This is a genomic window from Mesorhizobium sp. RSR380A, assembly GCF_054719385.1.
Window position 1 is genome coordinate 40699 of the sequence record NZ_JBTTIB010000001.1, and the last position, 20107, is coordinate 60805.

The following is a 20107-nucleotide window of genomic DNA, read 5'->3' on the forward strand; positions in this document are numbered from 1 at the left end:
CCTGGCGCGCATCGCGGCCTCTCCTTTCGCGATGAGTGTCATCAGGGGTTCGATACGTAGTCTTCAGGGTCGTATTCGGTATCGCAGAAAACCAGCAAAGCCGGGTTCTCGCCTTCATAGGTCTGCAGCGCCCACACCGCGGCATCGACCAGCACCGCGCGGTTCGATGCGGTGAGCGTCAGCCGTTCGACCTGTTCCTGGTAGCGAAATTCGATGCCGATCTCGCCCGACAGCTGCATCATCAATTGCCGGCCCGAGCCGTGTGCATGTCCGCCCCGCGACGTGCCGCGCGGCGCGGTGACGATGAACGCCCGCACGGCTTGGAAATTGTAACCGCTGAACTCGATAGCGGTCAGCATTCCCCTGGGATCGCTATGTAACGAAGTGGGGATCTCGGTGACCTTGCCGCCAAAGAACGTTCGATGCTGCATAACGTAAGCCCGCCAGATGCCGGTCGAAATTTTACCTCAGACTAGCGCTTATATCAAAAGACAGGGAATACAACCACTTAGGCGGTGTTTGGGAACACTGCAGCGGATCGATGTCGAGCTCGGCCTCAGGCCGATAGGTGCCGACTACCGAAGGTCGCCGCGCCGTCACGACTTCTGAGTCGCGGCCGAAACCACGGCTTAAGACCTTGGTCTGAGCGGTCTAGGACCTTTGAGTTCGGAAGGCCGGCCGGTTTCCAAGGAGGGTGATCTACTTCAGCAATTTCAAAGAGTTATGCTGGTTGGCGTTTCGCCGGCCGGCCGCTTCGTTCTCGCAATGAAAACACATCTATATCTAAGTTTACCCTTTGTGTTAGCGATTCCTCATGTTGCCCGCTATAGCGGTTAGTGGCGGTGGCAATCTCGGAGGTAGTTATGACATCCCGAAAGACCCTTTTTGCTGCATTTGCGGTGTTCTCGCTTCTGGTGTCGCCGGCCCTGGCTGCTGCTGGTGGCAACGGCCATGGCAACGGCCATGGTAACGGCCATGGCAATGGTAACGGCAATGGCAATAGCGGAGGAAACGGTAATGCTGGCGGCAATGGCGGAGGCGGCGGTTCGGTCGGCAAGTCGGCATCCGCCAAGGGCCAGGCCCCTAAGGGCCAGGTCGCCAAGGCCGCTACCCCTTCTGTGTCCAAGGAAAAGAATATCCATGCCAAGCTCGGCCGGTTGAACTCGCTGCAGCGCAACGCCAACGCCTTTATGCACTCCAAGAGCAAGAACTTCGCTGGCGTGCAGGCTTTTGTGACACAGTCGGCAATAGCCAAGAACGCTCAATCGGCGCTCGATGCTGCTAATCAGGCGGTTACCGACGCCAAAGCGGCGCTCGACGCGCTGAATGCGAAAGCGGCTGACCCGAATACCCTGCCCGAAGATGTCCCGACGCAGGCCGACCTCGATGCAGCACAGGCAGCGCTCGATGACGCCACCCAGGATGCGGCCGCTGCTCAGACCGCCGCCACAGCTGCCGCTGCCAACGTCCCATCGATCGATGCAGCCCTTGCCCAAATGGCCAACAAGCCCGTTGACCCTGAGGTGACAGATTGGGCCAATAGCGTACTTGCCGACAAGATCGACCAAGTAGCCGCCAAGCTGGCGCCGGCCGCGCCTTAAGGCCCCATGCGGCGGCAGCGATCCAATCGACGATAAGCCGTCGGGTCCGCCCGGCGGCTGCACCTTTCTCGCCTATCTGCAGCGTTGGTCCCAATGCAGGTCCGAGATTCTGGTCATGGCTATTTTGCGAAATCTCCAGCCGGGCCGCCGTCCTCAAGGCTGAATTCATGCGTGCTTCGCGCATCTTCATCGACCACACGAAACCAATGCTCCTGAAGCGCTCTAGGCGACACCCTTTGGCCCGTGACCTTCTCTACCGCAGATAACGGATCATCGGCGCTCGTGGCCTGAGTTGAGACACACTCCTCTCCATGCCACTCTTCCACCTGGTACTCTGGCATGCCGGCCTACCTACCGCTCCCCAGAGCCTTCGCTTCCCGCTCCAGCGTCTCGCGTCGGTTGCCGTGCTTCGCGATCAATTCCTTGACCTGCTGCGGGGTGATGCCGGCCTTGGTGGCGAAATACTCGACTTCATAATCCTCATCGGCAGAGACGCGGTCCCGATCGCGGAAGTCCGTCTTCGTTTTGTCGTCGGCCATTTGCTTTGCTCCTGGTTGAATGATCAACCGCAACGTGCAGCCGCAGCCTTTTGTTGCAGCGGAGCCCGGATTTCCGAAACGGTCACATGGGAAAACGGCCCTCAGTCGCAGGAGGTGCTGGTGTTGCTGTAACTTTGAACGGAACGGTTCTTCTCCTTGACGGTTGTGACGTGAAGGAGATGCCTCATGTTTGAAAGTGTGATGTGGTTGATCGTCGTTGCTGGTGGGCCACTGTTGCTGGCCCTATTGATGGCATACGTTCTTATGACCCGACGCCACCGTGGTCCTGCAGAACGCAGGCAAAGCGACCGCGCGACCAAACGGCTCTATCGCCAGGACGAACGTTGATCCTTAGGCTGGCGCAACGTTTGCGCTCACGCTGGCCCGCTGCCTCACGGTGGCAGGCTTCTTCGCTTTAGGAAGTTAGGAATAACTTAGGAAAGATTTGGCCCTCTTTGAAAATACAGAGGCAATTCAGCACGGTAGCCAAATATCTGGCGGAGGGAGTGGGATTCGAACCCACGGTGGGCTTGCACCCACGCCGGTTTTCAAGACCGGTGCCTTAAACCGCTCGGCCATCCCTCCAACGTGACTTTTCAATCATCTAGGAACATCAACCGACCCAGTGAACGACAGTTGGTATCGAATGATACCTGTCCTTCCGGACCAGCTTGCGGTTCATTTCTCTAGAGCGTTGCCCATCGCCAAGTCAACCATCGGCGCTGCCATGGATAATAGGGGGTGGCGTTCGTTACCCGAACGGAGCTGCGAACCCGTTTTCGAAGGAGCCGGGATCTAATTGCGATCCTTGCTGCCGACCTGCACAAGTTGCAGAAGACCCAGCACAACAAGTGCGAGGACAGTTGCCAAAGCCGCGATCTGCCAGAACCCGAGCCCAACCGCCAGGCCTATGGCGCCTGCCAGCCACATGCCCGCCCCGGTGGTAAGCCCTTGAACCTCGCCCTTCGAGAAGAAGATCAGGCCGGCGGCCAGAAATGCCACGCCGGCAGTCGTGGCTTCGATCAAGCGGATAGGATCGATGGCGATTTCCTGACCATCGAAGACGTGAAGGTGAGTAATCTCGATCGTGAGGATGGCAATTAGAGCCGTCGCAACACAGACGAGGATGTGTGTCCTCAATCCGGCCGGCCGGTTGCGCCATTCGCGTTCGATCCCAACGATGGAGCCAAGGACGGCCGCGAGCAAAAGCCTGGCTGAAATTACGGAAAAGGGCAGCCACGTCTGTTGCCCAAAACGTTCAATGAATTCATCCATGAGGCGCAGAACGTATCTCGGGTCGGTCGGTTCCAGGCAGCCGCGCTTCGTGCCATAGATTCACATTCAGACTCCAAGGGCCTGGGCTAGGTCTCGGATGCCTCTCCACAGGCCCGACCGACCCAAGAACTCCGCCACATTCCTGCCCGGTTCCGGACACAATCGATTAATACGCTGATAAACAATTCCTGCGCACAAGGGATGGGGATTGGCGCGTCGCAGGCATTGCTCATCTGGCTCCGCCGAAATTCTAGAAGCGGCGCCTGTGTCGAGACGGTAGGGGACATCGGAAAACATGCAGACCACGACGCATCGGCGTCTTCGTCGCGCTCCTGCTTTGGTGTTGTGCGCTCTTTCGGCTGCGTTGCTGGCCGCGTGCGCGTCGCCGCAGTCCGAGCCGAAAGGCATGGTCTACAAGAAGCCTCGCTCGAAGGAATATTTTGCCGAGACCGAGTACGGCGTGAAGGCCAGCCCGCGCGTTCAGTACATGCGGCGCGGCGGCGGCCGCGACCAGTTGGGCAAGCCCTATCAGGTGCGCGGCAAGTGGTATTACCCCAAGGAAGACAAGCGCTACGCCAAGGTCGGTCTCGCCTCCTGGTATGGCGATGCCTTCCACGGTCGTCTCACAGCCAATGGCGAAGTCTACGACATGACCCATCTGACCGCGGCGCATCCGACCATGCCGCTGCCGAGCTACGCCCGCGTCACCAACACCGAGACCGGAAGCTCGGTCATCGTGCGCGTCAACGACCGCGGCCCCTATCACGAGGGACGCATCATCGATGTCTCGGAACGCGCCGCGCAAATGCTCGACTATGCCAAGGTCGGCACGGCCAGGGTCAAGGTGGAATATATCGGCCGCGCGCCGCTCGACGGCGACGACGACCAATATCTGGTTGCCTCCTATCGCCCGGGCAACAACCGCCCGGACCCGTCCGATGGCTTGCCGACCGGCGTCATGGTGGCGATGAACGGACCTTCGCCGAGCCTATCTGTTGGCGCACCACCTGCCGCAGTGCCGTTTCCTGGTCAGTTGACGAATTCCGACACACAGCCAGTGATGTCGATGCAGGCACCGGGCTCAAGCGATGTGACGCTGCCGGAATTCGGGCCGATCGTGCCTCAGCGCCCGGAATCGCCCTTTGCCGTGGCTTCGCTCTCCTATGCGGATGCACGCGTGCAGCGCGCCGACGTCTTTGCAGCACTCGATGACCAGGGCATGTCACCAGCCGACATCCTGCAATCGTGGAAGAAATCCAACCCGCAGGCGGCGCCTGCCGTTTCCGACTATGTCGCCGCCGGCTCCTTCGACGATGCCGCCGAGGCAAAGCGGGTGGCTGCGGCCCTAAAACCCTTCGGCAGGATAGAAGTCCAGAGCACCGAGCTCGACGGCAATGACTGGTACGCGGTCAATCTCTATCCGGATGGCCACGGCAATGTCGACGACCTCTTGCGCGCCGCATGGTCGCATGGCGCGCCGGACGCGCTGGCTGTGCGCAACTGACCAACAAAGGCACGCCGGTTTTGTGATTGCGCGGTTGATCCGCCGGGAAGAAGCCTGATAGCGTTGCGGCAAGTTTCTGCCGGCTAACAGGTCGAGCCTCTTCATGCGATTTCGCCTTTTCCACCCTTTTGCCGGGCTTTTTGGCCTTGGCTTCTTGCTTGCCGCGCTGGTTCCGGCCAACGCGCAGCTTTTCGAGACCAAGGCCACGCAGGCTTTCATGATCGATGCCGAAACCGGCACGGTGCTGTTTTCCAAGGATGCCGACCAACCGATCCCGCCGGCCTCGATGGCCAAGCTGATGACCATGGAGATGGTCTTCAACGCCATGAAGTCGAAGCGCATGAGCCTCGACGACACCTTCGTGGTTTCGGAAAATGCCTGGCGCAAGGGCGGTGCGCCTTCGGGAACGTCGACCATGTTCGCCAAGCTTAAATCGGCGGTCCGGGTCGAGGACCTGATCCAGGGGGTCACCATACAGGCCGCCAATGACGGCTGCATGGTGCTGGCCGAAGGCATGGCCGGCTCGGAAGAGAATTTCGCCGCGCAGATGAACGATCGCGCGCGCCAGATCGGGCTGGCGAAATCGACATTCGTCAATTCGACCGGCCTGCCGGCCGACGGCCAGCAGACGACGGTGCGCGAACTGGCGCAGCTTGGCCTGCATATCTGGCGCGAATATCCGGATCTCTATCTCTATTACGGCCGGGCCGATTTCACCTGGAACAAGATCTCGCAAAAGAACCGCAACCCGTTGCTGGCCATGGGCATCGGCGCCGACGGAATGGCGGTCGGGTCGAGCGAGGCGGGCGGCTTCGGCATTGTCGGCTCGGTCAGCCATGACGGGACGCGGGTGATCGCCGCGATGAGCGGATTGGCGAATGATCGCGAGCGGGCCGAGGAAGCGCGCAAGCTGCTCGAATGGGGCGTCCGCTCCTTCGAGAAGACTGAGATTTTCGCCAGCAACGAAGTGGTCGGCGAGGCCCAGGTGTTCGGCGGCGCCAAATCCAGCGTAGCGCTGAAGGCAAAGGCGCCGATCGACGTCCTGCTGCCGATCGCCAACCGCGACAAGCTGACCGCCAGGATCGTCTATCAGGGGCCGGTATCGGCGCCGGTGGAGGAGGGGCAACCCGTCGGCGCGCTGCGCGTCTGGATCGGCGACACGCTGAGCCAGGAAACACCGCTTTTCGCCGCCGAATCGGTTGGCGTCGGCACACTGCCGCAACGAGCGTTTGATGCCGCCAGGGAACTGGCCGTAGGCTGGCTGCGTTGAGTTCCTGCGGCGTGGACCTTTTCTCGGGCGCGGACTAAGACACCAGCGCAAAGCAGGACAAAGGCCTTTCGATTGGCAAGCGGATTTTTCATCACCTTCGAAGGCGGCGAGGGCGCCGGCAAGTCGACGCAGATCGAGCGGCTGGCCCAGAAGATGCGCGCCAAGAAATACGATGTCCTCCTCACCCGCGAACCCGGGGGGTCACCCGGCGCCGAGGCGGTCAGGCACGTGCTCCTGTCCGGCGCCGCCGAGCCTTTCGGGCCGAAGATGGAGGCGCTGCTGTTTGCCGCCGCGCGCTCCGACCATGTCGAGCAGGTCATCCGGCCGGCGGTGGAGCGCGGCTCCATCGTGCTGTGCGACCGTTTCCTGGATTCGTCGCGCGTCTATCAGGGCGTCACCGGCGGCCTCGATCCGGCTTTCATGGAAGCTCTGGAGGAGGTCGCCATCAACGGCATGATGCCGGACATGACGCTGATCCTTGACATTGACCCCGCCGACGGCTTGCGGCGCGCCGCCGCGCGGCGTGGCGCCGAGGACGGTCCGGACCGCTTCGAAAAGGAGACGCTGGACATCCACCAGCGCCGCCGTGACGCCTTCCTGGCGATCGCAGCCGCCGAGCCGCACCGCTGCATCGTGATCGACGCGTCGGCGCCTCCCGCTGCGGTGGAGGATGTCATCACCGCGGTGGTGTTCGCCGCACTTGAGGCGAGGGCGCCCGCGCGCAACCGACAGGCGGCGCCCGCATGATCTTCGAACGCATCGCTCCCGAGCAGCACGACACACTGGACGGTGTACCGGAGCCGTCCGAGACGCTGCGCCTGGTCGGCCATGAGCAGGCGGCCGCGATGCTCGCTGCCGCCTATCGCTCGGGAAAACTGCCGCATGCGTTGATCTTTGCCGGGCCGGTCGGCATCGGCAAGGCGACGCTTGCCTTTCACCTGGCGCACCATCTGTTGAAGCATCCGGCCTTCGACCAGGCGCCGGATGTGTTTGCCGTTCCCGATCCGGCCTCACCGCTGTTTCGCCAGATCGCCACCGGGGCGCATCCCGGCGTGCTGCACCTGACCCGGCCGCTGAACGACAAGACCAAGAGTTTCAAGACCGTCGTCACCGTCGACGAGATCCGCAAGGTCAACCGCTTCCTGTCGCTGACCTCGCATGACGGCAGCTACCGGGTGGTGATCGTCGATCCGGCCGACGACATGAACACCAACGCCGCCAATGCCTTGCTGAAGAACCTCGAGGAGCCGCCGAGCCGCACGCTGTTCATCCTCATCGTGCATGCGCCGGGCAGCCTTTTGCCGACCATCCGTTCGCGCTGCCAGATGGTGCGGCTGACGCCGCTCGATGCCGGCAGCCTGATGAGTGTTCTGGAGACCGTCGAGCCGCCGCCACCTTCCGATCCTGCCGCGCGCGCGGCACTGGCGGAACGGGCAGGGGGCAGCGCCCGCAATGCGATCCTTCTGACCCAATATGGCGGGCTGGAGATTGCCGGCACGCTCGACGCCCTGGTCACGTCGGGCAAGAGCGACATCGCCGGCGCCTATCGCCTTGCCGAGGCCGTCGCCGGCCGCGACCAGGCGATCCAGTTCGACATCTTCAACCGCCGCGCGCTCGATCTGCTCTCCATCGGCGCCAGCGAGGCCGCGCTGGCCGGGGATCTCGCGCGGGCGAAAACGCTGTCCGACACTTGGCACGAGGCGCTGAACGCTATATCTGAGACCGATACCTACAATCTCGACAAGAAGCAGCACGCCTTGACCATGATCGACCGCCTGAATTCCGCAATGCGAATGTGACCGGATCCGGCCTCGGGTCGGGATGGCAATCGCCGTCTCGATGCGATATCCACCGCTCACACTCAATTCGGACATTCATGACGGTTCATTCATGTCACGCGACACATTCTACATCACAACACCGATTTTCTATCCGAACGGCAAGCCGCATATCGGCCACGCCTATACGGTCATTGCGACCGACGCGCTGGCCCGCTTCCAGCGCCTGGACGGCAAGGACGTGCTCTTCCTCACCGGCACCGACGAACACGGCCTCAAGATGCAGCAGACGGCCGAGAAGGAAGGCATAACGCCACTCGCGCTTGCCGACCGCAACTCGGCGATCTTCCGTTCGATGACAGAGGTCCTGGGCGGCTCGAATGATGATTACATCCGCACGACGGAACCACGCCACTACGAGTCGTGCCAGGCGATCTGGAAGGCGATGGCGGCCAATGGCGACATCTATCTCGACCGCTACAGTGGCTGGTATTCGGTCCGCCAGGAAGCCTATTTCGAAGAGAGCGAAACCACGCTCGGCGACGACGGCGTGCGCCGCGAGCCGCTTGGCTCGCCGGTCGAATGGAATGAGGAGGAAAGCTACTTCTTCAGGCTTTCCGCCTATCAGGACAAATTGCTTGCGCTGTACGAAAGCCAGCCCGATTTCGTCGGTCCGGCCGAGCGCCGAAATGAGGTGATGAGCTTCGTCAGGTCCGGCCTCAAGGACATCTCGGTCTCGCGCACGACCTTCAATTGGGGCGTGCCGGTGCCGGGTGACGACAAGCATGTGATGTATGTCTGGGTCGATGCCTTGACCAACTACATCACCGCCGCCGGCTATCCCGACACCGAGGCAGAGCAATGGCGCTACTGGCCGGCCACGCACATTATCGGCAAGGACATCGTTCGCTTCCATGCCGTCTACTGGCCGGCTTTCCTGATGTCGGCCGGCATCGAACTGCCGAAGCGCGTCTTCGCGCATGGCTTCCTGTTCAACCGCGGCGAGAAAATGTCGAAGTCGGTCGGCAATGTCGTAGACCCCTTCACCATGGTCGGGCATTACGGCCTCGACCAGGTGCGCTATTTCTTCTTGCGTGAGGTGCCATTCGGCCAGGACGGCAGCTACAGCCATGACGCGATCGTCAACCGCACAAATGCCGATCTCGCCAACGGTCTCGGCAATCTGGCGCAGCGCTCGCTGTCGATGATCGCCAAGAACTGCGGCGGCGTGGTGCCGCATCGCGGCGAGCTGACCGAAGCCGACAGCGCGATCCTCGACCAGGCGGTGGAAGCGCTGGGTACCGCGCGCCAGGCGATGGCGGAACAGGGCATCCATCTCGCGTTGGCGGCGATCTTCGGCGTTGTGGCGGAAGCGGATCGCTACTTCGCCTCGCAGGCGCCCTGGGCGCTGAAGAAGACCGATCCGGCGCGTATGGAAACGGTGCTGTGGACGACCGCCGAACTGGTGCGGCGCGTGGCATTGCTGTGCCAACCCTACATTCCGGGGTCGGCCGGCAAGCTGCTCGATCTGCTGGTGGTGCCGGCGGACAAGCGTGACTTCGCGCATGTCCATGCCGACTATGCGCTGGTGCCCGGCACGGCGCTGCCCGCGCCGGAGGGCGTGTTTCCGCGTTATGTCGAAAACCCTGAGGCGAGCGCCTGATGCTCGTCGACAGCCATTGCCATCTCGACTTTCCGGATTTCACCGAGGAGCGGGCGGCCATCGTCGCCCGCGCAAAGGCTGCCGGTATAGGTCACATGGTGACCATCTCGACACGCGTGAAGCGGTTTGCGCAAGTGCTTGAGATTGCCGAGAGTTTCGACGAAATCTATTGCTCGGTCGGCACCCATCCTCACAATGCCGGCGAAGAGCTCGATGTGACGGCTGAGGACCTTGTGCGCCTGTCCGCGCACCCGAAGGTGGTGGCGATCGGCGAGGCCGGGCTCGACTATTTTTACTACAAGGCGCCACGCGATGCGCAGGCGCAGGGTTTTCGCACTCATATAGCAGCTGCGCGCGAGACCGGGCTGCCGCTGGTGATCCATTCGCGCGATGCCGATGACGACATGGCTGCCATCCTCGAAGACGAAACAGGGAAGGGCGCCTTCCCCTTCATCCTGCATTGTTTTTCGTCGGGGCGACGGCTGGCAGAGGTCGGCGTGGCGCTTGGTGGCTATGTGTCCTTCTCGGGCATACTGACCTTCAAGAACTCCGCCGATTTACGCGCCATCGCAGCCGATGTGCCGCATGACCGGCTGCTGGTCGAGACCGACGCGCCGTATCTGGCGCCGGTGCCGTTCCGCGGCAAACGCAACGAGCCGGCCTATGTCGCGCATACAGCCAAGGTGCTGGCGGAGACGGTCGGCGTTGGCGAAGCCGAGATCGCGACGCTGACGACGGCAAACTTCTTCCGGCTGTTCGGCAAGATGCCGCGGCCCGCCGGGCTCTGACGCATGAGCGACCGGCTGCGCCTCACCATCCTCGGCTGCGGCTCGTCACCTGGCACGCCGCGCATCACCGGCGATTGGGGCAATTGCGACCCGGCCAATCCGAAAAACCGGCGTACACGCTCAGCCGCGCTCGTCGAGCGGACAGCAGCCAACGGCGCCAGAACCACGGTCGTCATCGACACCGGGCCTGATTTCCGTGAGCAGATGCTGATGGCGGCGGTCCGGCGCATCGACGCCGTCGTCTATACGCATCCGCACGCCGACCACATCCACGGCATCGACGATCTGCGCGGCTACGTGCTGGAGCAGCGCCATTTGATCGATGTCCATGCCGACCAGCCGACCATGCTCAGGCTGCGCGAAGCGTTCGGCTATTGCTTCGAGACGCCGCTTGGCAGTTCCTATCCGCCGATCGTCAGGCCGCACATCATCGATCACGCAAGGGCGGTGACGATCGAAGGCGAGGGCGGTGCCCTCACCCTCGAGCCGCTGCCGCAGATCCATGGCGACATCATTTCGCTCGGCTTCCGCATCGGCGGGCTGGCCTACTGCCCCGATATAAGCGACTTCCCGGATACCACCGCCGAGCGGCTGCGCGGCCTGGAAATGCTGGTCATCGATGCCTTGCAGTACCATACCCATCCCAGTCATCTGTCGCTCGGTCAGGCGCTTGGCTGGATTGAAAAACTGGCGCCGAAACAGGCCGTGCTGACGCATATGCATGTGCCGCTCGACTATGCCACGGTGAAGGCCGAGGTGCCGGCCAACGTCACTCCGGCCTATGACGGCATGGTGATCGAAATTCCTTTATGAGACAGCATGATACGAGCAGATCTTTATAAGGACGTTCGGTTCTTCGGCGCGAAGATCAGCAGCGTTCCAATCCGCTCATAGCCCATGCGGGGATAAAGCAGCGCTCCGGCACGCGTCGCCAACAGCATCGAGCACCGCGACGCATGCGCTTTGTCGTCATGCAGCATTTTGGCCATCAGCGCCTGGCCGATGCCTCGACGCCGGTACGAAGGCTCGACAAACATTGCCGAGCACCATGTGGCGCCGATGGCGTCTATGCTGCGCACACGCCCGACGATGGCGTCGCCATCGAGCGCCACATACTGGCGAAACGGCGCATCGTCGCCGAGTTGATCGTCTGGAAGTGGCCGCCTGCGTATGACCTTTCCCAGTTGTGCAGCGCGTTCAGCCGTCCTCACGCGTTCGATAGAGACGATTACTGGCGGGTCTGGAATTTGGCGCAGCGACTGGACGAAAAAGCCTTCCGTCCGCAGCAGCCGGTAGCCGAGCGCCTTGTAGGCAGTTCGCGTCGGTTCGTCCGGGCCGTCATTCGCGATCACGACCGAAACGGCAAAGCTTGGCCGCGCATGCTGCCGCACGATGGCATCGGCTTCCTCGGCGGCGACGTCATGGACGATCCATTCTTCGCCACGGTAGTCGCGTGCATTCTTGCGCTCGGCATCGCGCATCAGCCACAAGGGTCCGACGCGGCTGGCCTCGTAGGGAAAGGAACGGCTCTTGTCGGTGCTGAAGCCGTGCACGAACACTTCGATCGCCGCTTCGATGTCACGCTTTGCTGTCGTCATCGACACAGCGTAGCGTTGGCCATCGGCTCAAGGCAACACGCGTCGATCATGCCAAACCCGTGAAAATCGCAGCAATTTCCAGCTTCAGTCTAATGCACAAGTTCCATAATCTATCTTATGCGACTTTCATATGTGGCTGCTGCTTCCATTACGGACGTGCCAATATACGCCCTGCTGACTGAGATGCGGGCCGGCGGCTCTGATTGCTTGGCGGGAGGAACGTTGACGAAGCAGTGGCGAAATGAGTTGGCGTGGTCTTCATTTCTCAAGGGATGGCGCCTTTCGCAAAGGCCTCGACTTCCTGCTCGACCGGCCCGCGCCGGGATAACGAACAGGAGCGTCATCCCGAAAAGCTTTCCAGGAGGCCGCTGAAGGCTGCTGCGATTGCAACAAGATGGAAGACGCCAAGGGCCAGCCATCTGGAGCCGCCGGCGCCCGCAACAAATGCCCCATAGGCAGGAAACTGCAGCGCAGCCAATCCGATGGAAAGGCTGGTGATCGTTGTGTTGGTCAAAAGCGTTGCCAGCATGGGGACCGGATAGAGAAGTCGCGCCAGCACATAGTCGCCATGCCCGGCCCCGGCCGAATAGAGCGCCAGGAAAAAGGCGACCGGCGTGACGCCGAGGCCGACAAGGAACCCTGCCCGCGAGGAGAATTTTGGCGACGTCATCTGGCCATGGCCATGGCGGCCGGTGGGTCGCCGCCGGGTGGCAGTGGTACGGGAGCGTATCCGGAATAGTCGGCGCGCAGGCGTGCCAGTCCGTTCGAACAGGACCGGAGCGCATCCTCCAGCATGAACATGTTCGCGAGCGGCATTGTCGCTTTGACAACGACGACCACGCCGCTGATTTCCCGACTCCGGATCAGGCCCCGGCGGCTGTGCAGTTCGGCGATGATTTTGTCGACATAGGCCGCCGACGTGTTCACCTCGACTTGCATGATCGGCTCGAAGAGCTGCACGCCCAGCTTGGGAGCGGCTTCACGGAAGCAGGCTCGGCCGGCGATCTCGAAAGTCAGGGGCGAGGAATCAGTATCGTGATACGCGCCGTCGATCAGCGTTGCCTTCACGCCAAGCATCGGGAAGCCAGCAAACGGGCCTGAAGACAGAATGTTCCGCAGCCCCTTTTCGACGCCCGCAACATATTCGTTCGGAAGCGCACCGTCGGCGACCTTGGACCCGAAGACGAAGTCCCAGCTACCGCCATTCGGCTCGAACGCAATCTTGACGCGGGCGAACTGACCCGTACCACCGGACTGCTTATTGTGCGTGTAGTCCTGCTCGTGCTTACGGGTGATCGTCTCGCGATACGCTACCTTGGGCGCGCCGACATTCACCTCAATGCGAGACTCGCGGCGCAGGTGGTCGATGACTATGTCGAGGTGGAGTTCGTCCCTGCCGGCGACGATCGTCTGGCCCGATTCCGCATCCTGCTTGACGTGCAACCAGGGATCCTCGTCCGCCAGCTTCGACAAGGCAGTAGCTAGCTTCTCCTGATCCGCCCGCGACTTCGGCTCGATCGCGATTTGCAGCAGAGGCCAGGGCGCGGCAGACTTTTCTATCATGACGCCATGGTTGCAGATCGATCCGATGACCGCAACGGAGGGGTCTACGCCCGGCCGGCCGCCCTGCCCGTCCCTTTCGCTTCCTGACTGTGGACGCGCGCCAGGAAATCGCGCACCAGCGGAAGTGCCTCATCGAAATGCGTTTCGAGCAACCAGTGGCCGGCGCCATCGATCAGATGAAGCTCCGCTTCCCGCAAATCGCGCTGGTAGGCATGCGCCGATTGTGCCGGCATGTAACCATCCTCGGGGCCCCAGACGATGAGCGTTTGCGGTTGGTGCTCGCGCAGATAGCTCTGATAGCGCGGGAACCAGCCGAGGTTCGCCTCCAGCTTCTCCATCAGGCCGACCGCGAGCCGCCGGCGGATCGGCGTGTCCATCAAAGGCCAGTGGAGTTTCCAAAGATCGGGAGGCACGCGCTCGGCTACAGCGTAATCCACCTCTCCGACAAACTCGTGCCGGAAGCCCTTCTCGCTTACCGCCTCTTCCAACGGCCGGTGCTTTTCGGGCGTCTTTTCCTTCCAATAGGCTTTTATCCCAGCGTATTTCGGCCCGAGAACATCCTGGTATATATCGCCGTTCTGGATGATGAGTGCCGCGATGCGCTCGGGATGTGCGATGGCGTGGCGCAGTCCGATCTGAGAGCCATAATCGTGCAGCCAGAGCGCATAGCGCGACGTGCCGAGCGCATCGGCGAAAGCTGTCAGAAACCCGGCATAGGCATCGAAATCATAGCCAAAGTCCGACATTTCGGGCGTGCCGCTGTAGCCAAAGCCGGGAAAGTCCGGCGCGAATGTATGCCAGCGATCGGCAAGTGCCGGCATCAACCGTCGGAATTGATAGGACGAGCACGGATAGCCGTGCGGCAGGAGAAGGACGGGAGCATCAGGCGGGCCGTCTTCGCGATAGAAGATGCTGTTTCCGTCAATGTCGATCCGGCGATGTTGCAATTATACCTCCTTGCTCAAAGCTTGCCCGCCACTTTGTTTACGGCGCTCGGGCAAGAAGGTTCCCTTGAAGTCAGGGCGTGACGGCTTCCGGCTCTCCATTGCCCGACAGGATCTGCAGCGTTCCGCGCGTGGCGTTGCGGAACGCATCGTCGAAACTGACGCCACGTACCTGCCAGCGATACTCCTTATCCTTGAAGCTGAGCCGCCAGTCGCCGACCCAGCCCAGCGCTTCCTGGCGCCATACCAAAGTGCCGGCAAGCAGGGCGTCCCCATCCAGCGTGTTGGCCACGTCGGCGAGCGCGACGTCGGACGGCCGAGGCAACTCCAGCGGCAAACCGGTCCGGTGCGCCGCGTCCGCCAGCGCAACGCGCATATCCGCCGCAAGCTCGCCGCCGCCATCGCGCACCAGCGTGAAGCCGTCGCCTTTCATCGGCCTTACATCCAGCAGTGCGACCATTTTTGGCCGCGGCACCGCCCACGGTTTGCGCCCGAGCGACGCCAGCAAGGCATCGATCTTGTCCGGGTCGAAATCGGCGGTGATGTAATGCGGCCGGTCATGGGTGCCCTGCTCGTCATGCGGCGGACGGTTGTTGAGCAGGTCGCGGTAGCCGACACCAGTGACATAGTCGCTTGCGTGCCGACTCATGTCCGCAACACGCGGGTCGCCGATCAGCCGCGGGTCGCCGGAAACCTTGACCAGCACCTCTTCAAGGCACGGCGCCAGGCCCCACGCCCGGTTCTCCTCGCCAGTGCCGCTGGTCACCGATTGCGCGCGGTAGAGGCTGGCGCGGTCGATGTCGGCGGCAGCGACCGGAAAGACAATCAGCACAGCCAGCGCCGCTGCCACAAAGCCCAATTTCAAGCATCCAGGCACCCGCCGACCCTCCCGAAACGGTCCGGAACATCCGTTGGAGCCATACTCCTGATCATCAGGGAATTTCAAGGATGCGCCGGTGTACGCCGTCCAGGCTCTCGGTGAGCGCATCGAACACGTTTCGCGCCGTGAGTTCGCGAAGAACCTGTTCGTTGATGCCGCCGCGCGTCGCATAGTCCTGCGCCAGATGCATGAAGTCGGCATCCGGCGACATATCAGGAGCGCTTCCCAAGGCTTTGAAAAGCGAGGCGATGTAATCGCGCCCCTTTCCTTCCTCCACGCCATTCTTCTTGAGCCAGCTGTTGATCGTATCGAGATATCTGAAGTAGCTGGCATAGGTCGCGGTGACCACGCTCAGCGCATTGAATTCGGCTGAGTTCTCGACCTCGATCGCTTTCCCCAGATTGCCGAACAAGGCAGCGACAGTGGCATCGGGCGGGCAGATGATCGTTGCCCCCAGCCGGTGGGCAATCATCGGCATGGGCAGCGCTTTCGTCACCTGGTGCGCGGGTGCGGTCAAGCGGGCAATCTCCTCGCGCGGCAGCGTGGCGATCAAGCTGATGAGGTGATGCTCGCGCCGAAACCGCAAACCCGGCAGGACGTCATGCGCAATTTGCGGCCGGACAGCCAGCATGACTAGTTCGCATTGATCGAGAACCGCCTGATTGTCATCAGCAATACGCACATCCGGATAACGGGCTGCCAGCTCTGCGGCGATCTCTTCATTGCGCGGCGACAGCAGCACGGAGACGGAGTTATCCGCGACGGATTTGAGCCCGCTGACGATGGCCGCTGTAAGGGCACCCGTGCCGATGAAGCCTAGTTTCATCGCGCCTATCTCTGGTTCATCGGTCACAGTGGCGCATGCTCGAGCCGTACCTGATAGCTCAGCACGCGCTTTTCACCGGGCGCGATCAGCATCACGCCCGGCTTGTCCGCGAACTCGCCATCGAAATCCACGGGGCTGGCAAGCCCGTGCCAGGGTTCGATACACAGGAACGGAGCGCCGCCCGGCTTCGACCAGATGCCCAATTCCTTAAAACCCTGCCACGACATCTCGATCGCCGCACCGTTCGCGGCGGCATAGCGCACGCTGGTGCTGGCCGGCCGGTCGAGGATCACGGCGTCTGCCTCGAACAGCTGTTCGGAAAGCGCCAGCGTTTTGCCTTCGATGGGCGTCGGCCGCGGTGCAGCCAGCACCAGGCCATCCTTCAGCCGGCGGATCGGCGCCGGCTCGTCCTGGGCAAAGGTCAGGTGGTAGTCGGTCTTGGCGAGCCCCGGCTGCAATGGCCAATTGAAAGCCGGATGTGCACCGATGGAGGCTGGCAGCGTCTCGTCGCCGGTGTTGGCAATCTCGAAGCTCACACCAAGTTCGCGACGCTCGAGCGTGTAGGTGATGGCAAGGCGAAAGGCGAACGGATAGCGCGTGCGTGTATCGGCATCGTCGGTCAACACCAGCGTGCAGGATCGGGGACTCGTCTCAGCAGCCCACACAAACGGCTTGTCGCGGGCAAATCCGTGCTGCGTCAGGGGATAGACCTGGCCCCCATGGCGGAGCTGGTCGCCCTTCAGCCGGCCGACGATCGGAAACAGCACCGGCGAATGCCGCCGCCATTCCGGCCCGGCCTGCCACAAAAACTCCAGACCCTCGGCATTGCGCAAGGAGATGAGCTCGGCCCCCTGCCCGACAATGGTTGCCGAGATGCCGTCGCCGTGAAGCGTCACTTGTTCCATGCGTTCTCGCGGAAAGCTGCGTGCGAGCGGCAGGTTAGCAAAAGCCCGCGTGGACTCAAGGGCGCGACATCGCGCTGATAGAGGAGCGATGTCTCCACGCCAAAACGACAGTGGCCGGAGATTCACCTCCGGCCACTGCGAGATCGAGATTGTTGCCTTGCTACGGTTCGACTATTCGCGCTCGCCGGTGAAATTCAGCAACAGCTGGAAGATGTTGACGAAGTTCAGGTACAGCGACAGCGCGCCGAAAACGGCAAGCTTCTGCTGCGATTCCGCGTCGAAATTCTCCGCATACTGTTCCTTGATCGTCTGCGTGTCCCAGGCGGTCAGGCCGACAAAGACGGCAATGCCGATCACCGAGATGGCGAACTGCAGCGCGGTCGAGCCAAGGAAGATGTTGACGACGCTGGCGATCACCACACCGATCAGGCCCATGATCAGGAAGGACGAGAACTGGGTCAGGTCGCGCTTGGTCGTGTAGCCGTAGAGGCTGGTGGCGCCGAACATGGTAGCGGTGATGAAGAAGGTGCGCGCGATGCTGGTGCCTGTGAAGACCAGGAACACCGAAGCCAGCGACAGGCCCATCACCGCGCAGAAGGCCCAGAACATCAACTGGGCGCTCGCCGCCGACATCGTCTGCATCTTGAACGAGAACAGCAGCACGAAGGCGAGCGGCGCCAGCATCACCACCCATTTCAGCGGGCTGGAAAAGATCGGCACGTAGAGGGCCGGCGTCGAAGCGACCACCATGGCGACGATGCCGGTGACGACGAGGCCGATGCCCATGTAGTTATAGACACGCAGCATGTGGCTGCGCAGGCCCTCGTCATAGATGGCGCCGCCGCGTGCGCCAGTGCCCATGCGGTATCCGAGGTCAGGGGTATTCATTGCGGGTTCTCCTTAAGTGGTCTCAGTAAAGTGTCCTGATCAGTAAAGTGTCTTGGCAAGCGTCTCGGCGGCGCGGTCGAGGTCGTGGACATCGCTGCGCGCGACGACCGCGTACGCGACCTCGCCGATCTGGAAATAGGCAGAGGAGATGTCGCCGGAGGGCGCGATGGCAGGCTTGACCACGTCGAAGGTTCCGGGGCGGATCGCAAACAGCGAGACCAGCCCCATATCCTTCGTCTCCAGCGCCACCTCGACGCTCGGCCCGAAGCGCGACGGATAGATCTGCACGTCGCGGACCTTCCAGTCCTTGGGCAGCGATGGCATGACGATTGCGGTGGCGGCGCGGATTTCGTCGCCATTGTAGTTGGGCGCCTCCAGCTGCGAGGGCATCGCCTCGCGCATGAGCGTCGTCTTGTGCGCCCGGATCGCTTCTTCGACATAGGCGGGCGGCGGCGGCGAAGCCACGACCTTGGTCACCAGCAGCGGCCCGAAGAGGCCGTTCGCCAGCCAGCCGGCAGCGACAAAGACGGCGACCGCGGCCGCCCGCTGCAGCACGGCGAAGACGCGGCGACTGGCCAGCCCCCTGCCCAGCCGGCGCGCGACTTCAGTCGTCGCCGGCCGCGCCATTCCTGTGGAAGCAGCCAGCGCCAGGCGCAGTTCGTCGCGCGTCCTCAAGTCGGACATCACCCGCGCCGCAGCCTCCGGACGAACCGAGAGGAACGCCTCGACCTCGATGCGGCGCGCGACATCCAGCTGGTCGTCGACATAAGAATCGAGATCGGTATCGGTCACCGGGTCCCGCAACAGGTCGGTCATGACGGGTCTCCCACGATCCTCAGATGGCTTTTGGCCGGCGAAGGTGCAGCGTTTTCCATCTCGCGCAGTGCTGCGCGCGCCCTGCCGATGCGCGACATCAGCGTGCCCAGCGGCACCCCGCTGGCGTCGGCGGCCTGCTGGTAGGAAAGGCCCTCGATGGCGACCAGATGCAGCGCCGAACGCTGCTCCTCCGGCAGACTGAAAAAGGCCTCGCGCACCTGCGCCAGTCGCACGGAATGTTCCTGAGGCGCCGGCGTGCTGGCATCGGTGAGATAGCCGGCCTGCTCGACACGCGCTGCTTCCGACCGGCGCGAGCGCATCTTGTCGATGAAAGCGTTGTGGACGATCGACAGCAACCATGCCCGCAGATTGCCGCCCGAGCGGAATGTGTCGCGCCGCTCGTAGGCGCGCACCAGCGCATCGTGCACCAGATCCTCGGCGTCAGTGCTGTCGCGCGTCAGCGAGCGTGCGTAGCGCCTGAGCGAACCCAGCTGTCCGACAATATCGAAGCGTGGCATCGACCGTTTCATGCCCCGTTTACGAAACAGGCGGGGATCTTAATCCATCGCCACCAAAACTTTTTTGCGTCGCCACAATAGGCATCATGCAATCAGAAGTCCGCTGCGCACTTACCCATCTCCCGTGCGGCAGATGTTTGCTTTATGGATGAAGTCTAGCCTTATCCGTCTGTCCCAGGAGCAAAAGATGGCCAATGGTAGTCGTGTAACGGGTTTTGCAGCGTTGCCGATCGTCGGCAGGGTGTTCATCATCTTTGGCATTGTCGGAATGATCGCTTCCGGCGTGCTGGCCATCGTCGAGATGTACGGCCCTCGTACCGCTTCGGCGACAGGCAGGATTGTCGCCGCCGAATACAATCCCCGCATCGAGTTCTCGACCGCCGACGGCACCGTTATCCGCTTCAACAATGCCGTCCACAGCTCGTTCTGGGGTGATGGCGACAGCGTCCCTGTCGCTTACGACCCAACCAATCCGCAAAATGCCTCCGTCGACAGCTTCGCCGGACGCTGGTTCCTTGCCGGGCTGGCCGGCATGCTCGGCGGTTTCTCCCTGCTGACCGGCACCGGTCTCGCCGTGATTGGACGGGTGCTTATCCGGCGGATTGGAATGAACCCGTCGCCATAGCCGCCGACCCCTGCCGTACAGACAAAGCTTGGCGTAGCGGTCCAGTACGCTAGCGGACTGGCGCAGATGGAAGCACTGGCGAAACGCGGCCGCTTTGCGTATTACTCCGCCGCCATTGGAGCCGTA

General features: G+C 62.3%; 22 protein-coding genes, 1 tRNA gene and 1 pseudogene. 10 read left to right on the forward strand and 14 right to left on the reverse strand.

Going from position 1 to position 20107, the window contains the following annotated elements; translation table 11 throughout:
- Positions 1-41: 41 nt before the first annotated feature.
- Positions 42-431, reverse strand: coding sequence for a sugar 3,4-ketoisomerase (locus ACYG9Z_RS00175; RefSeq protein ID WP_023741231.1), 390 nt, complete (start codon positions 429-431; stop codon positions 42-44).
- A gap of 432 nt (positions 432-863) precedes the next feature.
- Here ACYG9Z_RS00175 and ACYG9Z_RS00180 point away from each other — a divergent pair, with 432 nt between their 5' ends.
- On the forward strand, positions 864-1601 hold the full coding sequence (locus ACYG9Z_RS00180) for a hypothetical protein (protein ID WP_023752284.1): 738 nt from the start codon (positions 864-866) through the stop codon (positions 1599-1601).
- Between the two features lie 347 nt (positions 1602-1948).
- On the opposite strand, the gene ACYG9Z_RS00185 is transcribed toward ACYG9Z_RS00180, so the two are convergent.
- Positions 1949-2140 (reverse strand): DUF3606 domain-containing protein, encoded by a 192-nt coding sequence (locus tag ACYG9Z_RS00185; protein ID WP_023668952.1) that lies wholly within the window; start codon positions 2138-2140, stop codon positions 1949-1951.
- A gap of 186 nt (positions 2141-2326) precedes the next feature.
- Between ACYG9Z_RS00185 and ACYG9Z_RS00190 the strand changes: the two genes are divergently transcribed.
- Complete coding sequence (locus tag ACYG9Z_RS00190) at positions 2327-2488, forward strand: hypothetical protein (RefSeq protein WP_023714187.1); 162 nt, start codon at positions 2327-2329, stop codon at positions 2486-2488.
- Positions 2489-2635: 147 nt separating this feature from the next.
- Here the strand turns inward: ACYG9Z_RS00190 and ACYG9Z_RS00195 are convergent.
- Together ACYG9Z_RS00195 and ACYG9Z_RS00200 are read right to left on the reverse strand one after the other, a co-directional pair.
- Positions 2636-2725: transfer RNA gene (locus ACYG9Z_RS00195), tRNA-Ser, on the reverse strand.
- 210 nt (positions 2726-2935) lie between these two features.
- Positions 2936-3415 (reverse strand): MgtC/SapB family protein, encoded by a 480-nt coding sequence (locus ACYG9Z_RS00200; protein ID WP_023738860.1) that lies wholly within the window; start codon positions 3413-3415, stop codon positions 2936-2938.
- Between the two features lie 295 nt (positions 3416-3710).
- Here ACYG9Z_RS00200 and ACYG9Z_RS00205 point away from each other — a divergent pair, with 295 nt between their 5' ends.
- From ACYG9Z_RS00205 to ACYG9Z_RS00235, 7 genes are all read left to right on the forward strand, one after another.
- Positions 3711-4919, forward strand: coding sequence for a septal ring lytic transglycosylase RlpA family protein (locus ACYG9Z_RS00205; RefSeq protein ID WP_023752285.1), 1209 nt, complete (start codon positions 3711-3713; stop codon positions 4917-4919).
- Positions 4920-5022: 103 nt separating this feature from the next.
- The gene (locus tag ACYG9Z_RS00210; RefSeq protein ID WP_023682536.1) at positions 5023-6189 is read left to right on the forward strand and encodes a D-alanyl-D-alanine carboxypeptidase family protein; all 1167 of its coding nucleotides are present in this window, start codon (positions 5023-5025) and stop codon (positions 6187-6189) included.
- 72 nt (positions 6190-6261) lie between these two features.
- Entirely contained in the window at positions 6262-6936 is a 675-nt protein-coding gene (gene tmk, locus ACYG9Z_RS00215) for a dTMP kinase (protein WP_023682537.1), read from the forward strand.
- Complete coding sequence (locus tag ACYG9Z_RS00220; protein WP_023682538.1) at positions 6933-7988, forward strand: DNA polymerase III subunit delta'; 1056 nt, start codon at positions 6933-6935, stop codon at positions 7986-7988. Before tmk ends, ACYG9Z_RS00220 begins: the two co-directional genes overlap by 4 nt.
- Before the next feature lie 91 nt (positions 7989-8079).
- Positions 8080-9630, forward strand: a complete 1551-nt coding sequence (gene metG / locus ACYG9Z_RS00225) for a methionine--tRNA ligase (RefSeq protein ID WP_023714186.1) — start codon at positions 8080-8082, stop codon at positions 9628-9630.
- A complete protein-coding gene (locus ACYG9Z_RS00230; protein ID WP_023714185.1) occupies positions 9630-10418 on the forward strand; it encodes a TatD family hydrolase in 789 nt (262 codons plus the stop codon). The genes metG and ACYG9Z_RS00230 overlap by 1 nt, the downstream gene beginning before the upstream one ends.
- A gap of 3 nt (positions 10419-10421) precedes the next feature.
- Positions 10422-11231, forward strand: coding sequence for an MBL fold metallo-hydrolase (locus tag ACYG9Z_RS00235; RefSeq protein ID WP_023714184.1), 810 nt, complete (start codon positions 10422-10424; stop codon positions 11229-11231).
- A gap of 23 nt (positions 11232-11254) precedes the next feature.
- Here the strand turns inward: ACYG9Z_RS00235 and ACYG9Z_RS00240 are convergent, their stop codons facing one another.
- The 10 genes and pseudogenes from ACYG9Z_RS00240 to ACYG9Z_RS00285 form a co-directional block, all read right to left on the reverse strand.
- The gene (locus ACYG9Z_RS00240; RefSeq protein WP_023708498.1) at positions 11255-12016 is read right to left on the reverse strand and encodes a GNAT family N-acetyltransferase; all 762 of its coding nucleotides are present in this window, start codon (positions 12014-12016) and stop codon (positions 11255-11257) included.
- Between the two features lie 340 nt (positions 12017-12356).
- Positions 12357-12686, reverse strand: coding sequence for a hypothetical protein (locus tag ACYG9Z_RS00245; protein ID WP_023668943.1), 330 nt, complete (start codon positions 12684-12686; stop codon positions 12357-12359).
- Positions 12683-13582, reverse strand: a pseudogene (locus ACYG9Z_RS00250) (translation factor GTPase family protein); the annotation flags it as partial. The gene ACYG9Z_RS00245 and the pseudogene ACYG9Z_RS00250, both read right to left, overlap by 4 nt.
- Before the next feature lie 41 nt (positions 13583-13623).
- Complete coding sequence (locus ACYG9Z_RS00255) at positions 13624-14526, reverse strand: alpha/beta fold hydrolase (protein WP_023682543.1); 903 nt, start codon at positions 14524-14526, stop codon at positions 13624-13626.
- A 70-nt stretch (positions 14527-14596) separates the two neighbouring features.
- The gene (locus ACYG9Z_RS00260; protein ID WP_245259924.1) at positions 14597-15373 is read right to left on the reverse strand and encodes a DUF2066 domain-containing protein; all 777 of its coding nucleotides are present in this window, start codon (positions 15371-15373) and stop codon (positions 14597-14599) included.
- Between the two features lie 82 nt (positions 15374-15455).
- Positions 15456-16256: a pyrroline-5-carboxylate reductase gene (locus ACYG9Z_RS00265; RefSeq protein ID WP_245259921.1), complete on the reverse strand. Its 801-nt coding sequence runs from the start codon at positions 16254-16256 to the stop codon at positions 15456-15458.
- Positions 16253-17134 carry an aldose 1-epimerase family protein gene (locus ACYG9Z_RS00270; protein ID WP_023696105.1) on the reverse strand — a complete coding sequence of 294 codons (882 nt, stop codon included), beginning with the start codon at positions 17132-17134 and terminating at the stop codon, positions 16253-16255. Before ACYG9Z_RS00270 ends, ACYG9Z_RS00265 begins: the two co-directional genes overlap by 4 nt.
- 171 nt (positions 17135-17305) lie before the next feature.
- Positions 17306-18022 (reverse strand): Bax inhibitor-1/YccA family protein, encoded by a 717-nt coding sequence (locus ACYG9Z_RS00275; RefSeq protein WP_023696104.1) that lies wholly within the window; start codon positions 18020-18022, stop codon positions 17306-17308.
- A 39-nt stretch (positions 18023-18061) separates the two neighbouring features.
- Positions 18062-18838 (reverse strand): anti-sigma factor family protein, encoded by a 777-nt coding sequence (locus tag ACYG9Z_RS00280; protein ID WP_023696103.1) that lies wholly within the window; start codon positions 18836-18838, stop codon positions 18062-18064.
- Positions 18835-19368, reverse strand: coding sequence for a sigma-70 family RNA polymerase sigma factor (locus ACYG9Z_RS00285; RefSeq protein ID WP_023752287.1), 534 nt, complete (start codon positions 19366-19368; stop codon positions 18835-18837). The genes ACYG9Z_RS00280 and ACYG9Z_RS00285 overlap by 4 nt, the downstream gene beginning before the upstream one ends.
- Positions 19369-19543: 175 nt before the next feature.
- Here ACYG9Z_RS00285 and ACYG9Z_RS00290 point away from each other — a divergent pair, with 175 nt between their 5' ends.
- A complete protein-coding gene (locus tag ACYG9Z_RS00290) occupies positions 19544-19981 on the forward strand; it encodes a DUF3592 domain-containing protein (RefSeq protein ID WP_081839910.1) in 438 nt (145 codons plus the stop codon).
- Positions 19982-20107 lie beyond the last annotated feature (126 nt).

Coding starts and splice junctions, on each gene's coding strand:
- ACYG9Z_RS00190 (WP_023714187.1), top strand. CDS start 2,327: ATGTTTGAAAGTGTGATGTGGTTGATCGTCGTTGCTGGTGGGCCACTG.
- ACYG9Z_RS00290 (WP_081839910.1), top strand. CDS start 19,544: ATGGCCAATGGTAGTCGTGTAACGGGTTTTGCAGCGTTGCCGATCGTC.
- ACYG9Z_RS00270 (WP_023696105.1), bottom strand. CDS start 17,134: ATGGAACAAGTGACGCTTCACGGCGACGGCATCTCGGCAACCATTGTC.
- ACYG9Z_RS00175 (WP_023741231.1), bottom strand. CDS start 431: ATGCAGCATCGAACGTTCTTTGGCGGCAAGGTCACCGAGATCCCCACT.
- metG (WP_023714186.1), top strand. CDS start 8,080: ATGTCACGCGACACATTCTACATCACAACACCGATTTTCTATCCGAAC.
- ACYG9Z_RS00280 (WP_023696103.1), bottom strand. CDS start 18,838: ATGACCGACCTGTTGCGGGACCCGGTGACCGATACCGATCTCGATTCT.
- ACYG9Z_RS00220 (WP_023682538.1), top strand. CDS start 6,933: ATGATCTTCGAACGCATCGCTCCCGAGCAGCACGACACACTGGACGGT.
- ACYG9Z_RS00285 (WP_023752287.1), bottom strand. CDS start 19,368: ATGAAACGGTCGATGCCACGCTTCGATATTGTCGGACAGCTGGGTTCG.
- ACYG9Z_RS00200 (WP_023738860.1), bottom strand. CDS start 3,415: ATGGATGAATTCATTGAACGTTTTGGGCAACAGACGTGGCTGCCCTTT.
- ACYG9Z_RS00180 (WP_023752284.1), top strand. CDS start 864: ATGACATCCCGAAAGACCCTTTTTGCTGCATTTGCGGTGTTCTCGCTT.
- ACYG9Z_RS00230 (WP_023714185.1), top strand. CDS start 9,630: ATGCTCGTCGACAGCCATTGCCATCTCGACTTTCCGGATTTCACCGAG.
- ACYG9Z_RS00205 (WP_023752285.1), top strand. CDS start 3,711: ATGCAGACCACGACGCATCGGCGTCTTCGTCGCGCTCCTGCTTTGGTG.
- ACYG9Z_RS00245 (WP_023668943.1), bottom strand. CDS start 12,686: ATGACGTCGCCAAAATTCTCCTCGCGGGCAGGGTTCCTTGTCGGCCTC.
- ACYG9Z_RS00210 (WP_023682536.1), top strand. CDS start 5,023: ATGCGATTTCGCCTTTTCCACCCTTTTGCCGGGCTTTTTGGCCTTGGC.
- ACYG9Z_RS00185 (WP_023668952.1), bottom strand. CDS start 2,140: ATGGCCGACGACAAAACGAAGACGGACTTCCGCGATCGGGACCGCGTC.
- ACYG9Z_RS00240 (WP_023708498.1), bottom strand. CDS start 12,016: ATGACGACAGCAAAGCGTGACATCGAAGCGGCGATCGAAGTGTTCGTG.
- ACYG9Z_RS00275 (WP_023696104.1), bottom strand. CDS start 18,022: ATGAATACCCCTGACCTCGGATACCGCATGGGCACTGGCGCACGCGGC.
- ACYG9Z_RS00235 (WP_023714184.1), top strand. CDS start 10,422: ATGAGCGACCGGCTGCGCCTCACCATCCTCGGCTGCGGCTCGTCACCT.